This is a genomic window from Streptomyces sp. NPDC046977 (genome assembly GCF_040644455.1).
Lineage (GTDB): Bacteria > Actinomycetota > Actinomycetes > Streptomycetales > Streptomycetaceae > Actinacidiphila.
In genome coordinates this window covers 1-6,651 of sequence record NZ_JBEYWO010000077.1, presented here as the reverse complement: position 1 = coordinate 6,651, position 6,651 = coordinate 1, and the positions used below count along the sequence as shown (strand labels likewise).

1 protein-coding gene and 1 pseudogene are annotated in these 6,651 nt (G+C 69.5%); both read left to right on the top strand.

What is annotated here, in order from left to right:
• The first annotated feature begins 1,822 nt into the window (after positions 1-1,822).
• Complete coding sequence (locus ABZ883_RS42905) at positions 1,823-5,653, top strand: S8 family serine peptidase (protein ID WP_360917725.1); 3,831 nt, start codon at positions 1,823-1,825, stop codon at positions 5,651-5,653.
• Between the two features lie 615 nt (positions 5,654-6,268).
• A pseudogene (locus ABZ883_RS42900) lies at positions 6,269-6,427 on the top strand (potassium transporter TrkA); the annotation flags it as partial.
• Positions 6,428-6,651 lie beyond the last annotated feature (224 nt).

Here is a 6,651-nt window from a genome sequence, read left to right as displayed (position 1 = left end):
CCCCGTGCACTCGAGACGGGGGCAGCGCGTGCGGCGTATCACCGCCCCGTGTCGTCCCCCTGCTTCGTGCTCACTTGTGAGCGTGGCCGCCGATGCAGAACAGCAGCCACACGAACCCGGCGAACCAACGGCAGCGGCTGGGACAACCCGGCATTCGGACGACCCGCCAAGCTCCCAGTGATCTGGACCGGCGGGCGACGGTATTGCCACCGGGTCCGAAAGCAGCGGGCGTGTTTTGATGGGGGTTGGTGGGCCGGGGGCTTCGGTGAAGGACGCGAGGCGCCCGGGAAGGAACCGCGGGGAGAATTTCTTGCTGTGGACATGCAGTCGTTTACTTAACGACGAACTGCGGTGCGTGTGACGCCTATCCGGCGCTGGTCGCGCATGCCGGGCCGGGGGCCAATCACGCCTGGCCGCAGAGACCGGCGGCAGACGCCTCGGGGCAGGGGGGTAGTGTTGCACGAAGAGGACTCTGCTCATCCCCATCGGGCAGAGTCCTCGCTGCTGGACGGCAGGAGGCCCCCGCCGACCCGACACGGTGGGGGCCGTTACCAGTCGCCCCTGGTACCTGGCGTCGGGCAGTCGGCGGTCCCAGGCCAACGCCTCGCGCTGCGTACGGATGCGGGTCGGGTAGGAACTGGATGGGCGGGCGGTGTACGCGCTGCGCAGGGACGACCCGTCTCGCTGGGACTGGCAGAACGACGCCCGCTGGCCGGCGCTGGGCACCAGTCGGCGGCCCGGCGGAGCACAGTGGTGATGGCCGGTCCTGGCCTGGCGCGTTCCCGGGCCTGACGCCCGGCCCGTTCACGGCGATGGCAGTCGTGGCTGGGTGCTCGGTCAGGATGGCGCGGTGATGGCGAGTGAGGGCGAGGACGCCGCTCCGGGTGGTCTTGAGGCTGCGGCGGCTGGGGTGGGGGAGGCCGCGGGGCCTCGGTGGTGGTGGCGCGTCGCGGGCTGAACGCGGCGGGGGCGGGGGAGAGCGTGGCGCGGGTTGCCGAGGGGACCGGCCGGAGCATCACCGAGCTCCGGAATCTGCTGGCCGCGGCATTCGGACAGCGGAACTGACGGACCGTGGGCGCCCGTATCCGACGGCGTTGTGCCTCTCCGGAACCGCGAGGCGCTCGCGGCGCCGCAGCGGCAACGAGGCACGCCCTTCGCGGGCAGGGCCCGGGCTCACCCGTCGACCGGGCTTTTCTCCGGCGCCGCACCGCACGCACGTTGGCCCGCAGGTCATGTACGAAGGCCGCGCCTTCCTCGCCCTCTGCTCGGACCGGCCGACCGCCGCGCGCCGCCGTCGCACCGGAACACGTCGCGTTCGGCGGTCGGCCCGCCGCACCGTGCGTACCTTTTACGCAAGTTGCCGCAGGGATCAACTCCAGTACGCCCGTCCCGAAATTCACACGCGCTCAGAAAATATAGAATCCCTGCGCCAATCTTCTGGCATTTTTTTACCATTGTCGCGAGCTCATCGCAGACTTCCGCAAGGCGGCCGGTGGCGCCGTTGAGACATGGCCGAATTGCGCCAGGTCAAATCGGCGACAGGTCCGCTTCACGCAAGGGATGATCCTGCGAACCACAGATGAGCAAGAGGCTTCTTTACAGCCTGAACCTCTGGCGGCAGCGTCGACGCCAGCAGGATGAGCGGCGCCTTTCCCGCACGGTATGCGGACGCGGTCGCCATTGTGCGAGGGGATGGCTGTGAGCGATCTCGTCCCGAAACCTCGACGCCGATCATCCGGTCGGCGTCGCGGCGGCGTGCCACGACGGTCGCTTTCAGACGCCAAACCCGAATGCCGGGATGCCAGAAGGGACAGAAACACCAATGAGACGAATCCGCCTTTGGGCGGCGATGTCGACGTCGGTCGTCGTTGCGGCAGGTGCGGTCACACCCGCCACGGCTCAGGTTCCGTCGCCGACCGCGGCACGTACACAGGCGCCGCAGGATCGCACGGTCACCGTGCGGCTGATCACCGGTGACCGGGTCACCCTCAGCGACGCGCCGAACGGCAAGAAGACAGCGTCGGTACAGCGCGCGCCGGGCCGTGAGCACGTCCTGTTCCAGATGACCGAGAAGGATGGCACGCTGACGGTGCTGCCCTCCGACGCGGCGCCGCTGGTCCGCACAGGGCTGTTGGACGAGGGGTTGTTCGACGTCGCGGGCTTGGCGGCCCAGGGGTACGACGAGGGGCACACCGGCGCCCTGCCCCTGATCGTGGCGGCTCCCAAGGGCCCGGCCCGTTTGGCGGCCGAGCGGGTGGACGCCCTCGCTCAGTTCCAGGACGACTCGGCCGAGCCGCGGCGACTGCCGAGCATCGGCGCCCAGGCGTTGCGCGTGGCCGACGAGGACCTGGCCGCGTTCTGGAAGCAACTCGCCCCGGCGACGGGTGCGGACGTGGCGAGCGTCGCCGCGGTGACCCCGAAGGTCTGGCTGGACCACAAGGTGCGTGCCACGTTGGACCGCAGCACCGCGCAGATCAACGCGCCTGCCGCCTGGGCGGCCGGGTTCCACGGCGAGGGCGTCAAGGTCGCGGTCCTCGACACCGGTGCCGACCGGACGCATCCGGACCTCGCGGGCCGTGTCAGCGAGGCGAAGGACTTCAGCGACAGCGGTTCGACCGACGACCACTTCGGCCACGGAACGCACGTCGCCGCCACGGCCGCCGGCAGCGGCGCCGCCTCGGCGGGCCTGCGCAAGGGCGTCGCGCCCAGCGCCGACCTGCTGATCGGCAAGGTGCTCGGGGACGACGGATCCGGCAGCGAGTCCCAGGTCATCGCGGGCATGGAGTGGGCCGCAGCGCAGGGCGCCAGGGTCATCAACATGAGCCTCGGCGCCGACATGCAGACCGACGGCACCGACCCCATGAGCCAGGCGGTGAACGAGATCTCCCGCAGCAGCGGCGCGCTCTTCGTCGTGGCCGCGGGCAACGCCGGTGAGCTCGGCGCGATGACGGTGGGCTCACCCGGCGCGGCCGATGCCGCCCTCACCGTCGGCGCCGTCGACCGCGACGACTCGCTGGCCTCCTTCTCCAGTCGTGGCCCGCGCTTCGGCGACAAGGCGGCAAAGCCGGACATCACCGCTCCGGGCGTCGGGATCGTCGCCGCACGCGCCGCCGGTACGGCCATGGGCGACCCGGTCGACGACCTCTACACCGCGGCGAGCGGCACCTCCATGGCCACGCCCCACGTCACCGGGGCGGCGGCTCTGCTCGCCGGACAGCACCCCGACTGGACGGGTGAGCAGCTCAAGGACGCGTTGATCAGCACCTCCCACACGGTGTCGGGCCAGGTGCCCACCGAGCAGGGCGGTGGCCGCGTCGACGTCAAGGCGGCGCTCACCTCCCCGGTCACAGCCACCGGCACGATCATCCTGGGCCCGTTCGACCGTGACGCGTCCCCGGTGCAGCGGGCAGGGGTGGTCCGCTACTCCAACAACTCCGGCAACGAGGTGTCGCTGAACCTGCGTGCGGCGCTGACGACCAAGAACGGTACGGAACTCCCGGCGCAGACGCTGACGCTGGGTTCGAGCACCGTCCGCCTCGCCCCGGGCGCAACCGTCGAGGTACCGGTCGGAATCGACCCGGCGAAGGCGGGCCGCGGCTCCTTCTACGGCTATGTCACCGCCACGTCCACCGGCGGCGTCTCGGTGCACACCACGCTCAGCCTCTGGGTCCGGGCCCCGATGCACACGATCACCACCACGTCCTACGGACGCGACGGTGAGCCCACCGTGTGGGGTCTGCTGGACGTCTTCGGAGGGGACACCGAGGTCCGGTTCACCGACATGGGGGTCGCCGAGGTGGAGGAGGGCACCTATCAGATCGCCGGCACCCTTCTGGAAGGCGGAGGCGCTGACGGCGTCCGGGTAATCCAGGTCATCAACCCCGAGGTGAAGGTCACCAAGGACACAACCGTCACCCTGGACGCGCGCGAGACCAGGCTGCTGCGCGTGCGCACGCCCAAACCCGCCGAGCGGCGCAACAACCTGACGTACCAGATGTACCGGAAGATCGACGGCGTCGAGCAGACCCAGGGCATCTACTACGAGGACGGCGGCGGGGACGTAGACCTGTACGTGAATCCCACGTCCAAGGTCAGCGAGGGCGCGTTCGAGTTCACTTCCCGCTGGGACATGACGGCTCCCGAGCTCAGGGTCGAGGTCCGCGGCGCGGACTTCCGCATCGAGCCGTTCTACGCCAAGCAGTCACTTCCGTTCAAGCCCCAGGGTGAGCAACTGGTCGCCGTGGACGCGGGGACCAGGGACAACCCGGACCTGCGGCCCGGCACTGTGCGGGGCAAGCTCGCCGTGATCCGTGACGACTACGCGAAGGAAGGGGACGACCTCGCGAAGACCGCCGCGAAGGCGGGGGCCAAGGGCATTGCGATCGTCCTGCCCGAGGGGCTCCTCGCCTGGACCCGCTGGAAGCCGATGAACACCCGCACCGCTGTGCCTGTGATCAGGATGACCGCGGCCGACGGCGCCAATCTGCTGAACCACATCAAGAAGCGCACGACCGTCGTCAACGTGACGGGGACAGTGGAGAGCCCGTACCTGTACGACATCGCGGCGATCTGGCAGCAGTACATCCCCAAGGACGTGACGTACACCGTCACGGACCGCAACGCCGCGCAGGTCAAGGCGTCCTACGCCAACAACGGGCCACTGCACTGGACCAGCGAGCAGCGCTTCAGCTGGCGCCCCTACGCCGAGTTCGGCTGGGAGACCTCCCGCTGGGCGCCGACAGGCAAGGCCCGCACGGAGTACGTCACTTCCGGCGACACACAGTGGATGCACGTCGTCGACTTCATGACCGGCCCCGAGCAGTACTGGAGCGGCCCCCTGGTGTCGGGTCTGTGGGACGCTCCGCGCACCTTCACCACAGGTGAGAAGGTCACCGAGCAGTGGTACAAGGCCGTGGTGCGGCCGTCCATCCCGCGCGGCTGGAACCGTCCCGCCGTCCGCAACGGTGACGTTCTCAGCCTGTCCATCCCGGAGTACACCGATGCAGTGGCCGGCCACTGGGGCCGCAAGGAGGTTCCCCCGACGGACGGTGGCATCGGCGCGAGGGCCGGGACGTCCGCGGCGGGGGACGATCCGTCCTACAGTCACGGCGACACCGTATCGGCAGTCCTCTACCGCAACGGCAAGCGGGTCAGTGAGGCCGCGGACGCCTGGAGGGACTTCTCCGTCCCCGCCGGGACGGCCGACTACCGCCTGGATCTGACGACCGCGCGCGAGACCGAGTTCTGGCGGACAGGTACAAGGACCTCCACGTCCTGGACGTTCCGCTCCGGTACCGCTGCGCGGGAGACGCTGCTACCGCTCCTTCAGGTCGACTACGGCCTCCGCGCCGACCTGGACAACACCGTCGACGGCGGAAAGCGGCACGACGTCGACCTGACCATCAGGAACCAGGACGGGCTCGTCGCCCCCACGGGGGTCAGGCTGAACGTCGAGGTTTCCTTCGATGACGGCAAGAGCTGGAACGGGCAGGTCCGCGTCAAGGACCACGGCCACAACCGTTTCACCGCCACCATCGACCGGCCCGACCACCCGCGAAAGGGCGGCGCGTTCGTGACCCTGCGCGTCACCGCCACTGACAAGGCAGGCAACACCGTTCGGCAGACCGTGGAACGCGCCTACCAACTCGCCTAAGACCGCACATCCGACCAGCACGGCGGGTGCCGGGGGCCAGTGCCCCCGGCACCCGCCGTCGTCGCACCTACCCGCTCTTCAGGCCTGGCGCCCCTCCATTTCGGCCGATCGGGTGTCGTCGAGGTGACGGCCGGCCTTGAGGCGTTCCCGCAGATCACCTCCTTCCGGAAACCCCGGGACAACGTCCCCGGTGTCCGCTCGCGCACACGGACCTGGGACGGGCCCGTTAGACGCGCTGCCCGCCCGCGAGGCGAAGGCCCTGCGCGCCTACACCGTCGTCCTTCGGACCCCCTAGGGGCAGCCCGGTTGGTGGCCTGGCCATGGACGGACAGTGTGTTCTACACGGTCGGCTGTGGTGGGTCGCATCCTCAGCACCCTGTCCGTCCAAATAGACGACCATGACACCCATGCCGATGCGCTTCCGGGGTGGAAGGTCGCCGGATCTTTTGGGTCGGGGATTGGAGCCACCTTGTTGAAAACGCAATGATAGGGTAAAACGCGCTGGTGGCCAGCCCTGTCGCAGTGTTTCCCGTGTCCTGGGGCCGCGGCGGTCGACGGCTGTGCCACTCGCTTGGCCATGCATCGACACCATGGGACACCCTCTGGGAGGCAAGAGTGGGAACTCGGCGGACGACCCTTCCCGGCGTTGGAACGCAGTACGACGTCACCACCCGCGCGGGACGGCACCTCTCGGTGGTGGTCCACCAGGACGGCCGGCGCTTCCTGGGCTTCTACGGCGCCGAGGACCCCGCTTCGTGCCAGTTGTCGATACCGCAGCACCGCGACGCTCCCGACGCCTTCGTGACGGCGATCCTCCTGGAGCGCACCATCAGGTGAACAGGGCACGCGGCACGGCTGTACTGAAAGATCCCGCCCGGTTCGGGACGTGGCCGTTTCGGCTCACCGTGGTGTCCGGGCAGGGCCCGGACACCACGGCGGCAAGCTCCGCCCGGCTTCGTCAGCCAGTCCTACTGGCCTGTGCCGTGGGCGCGTTCGGA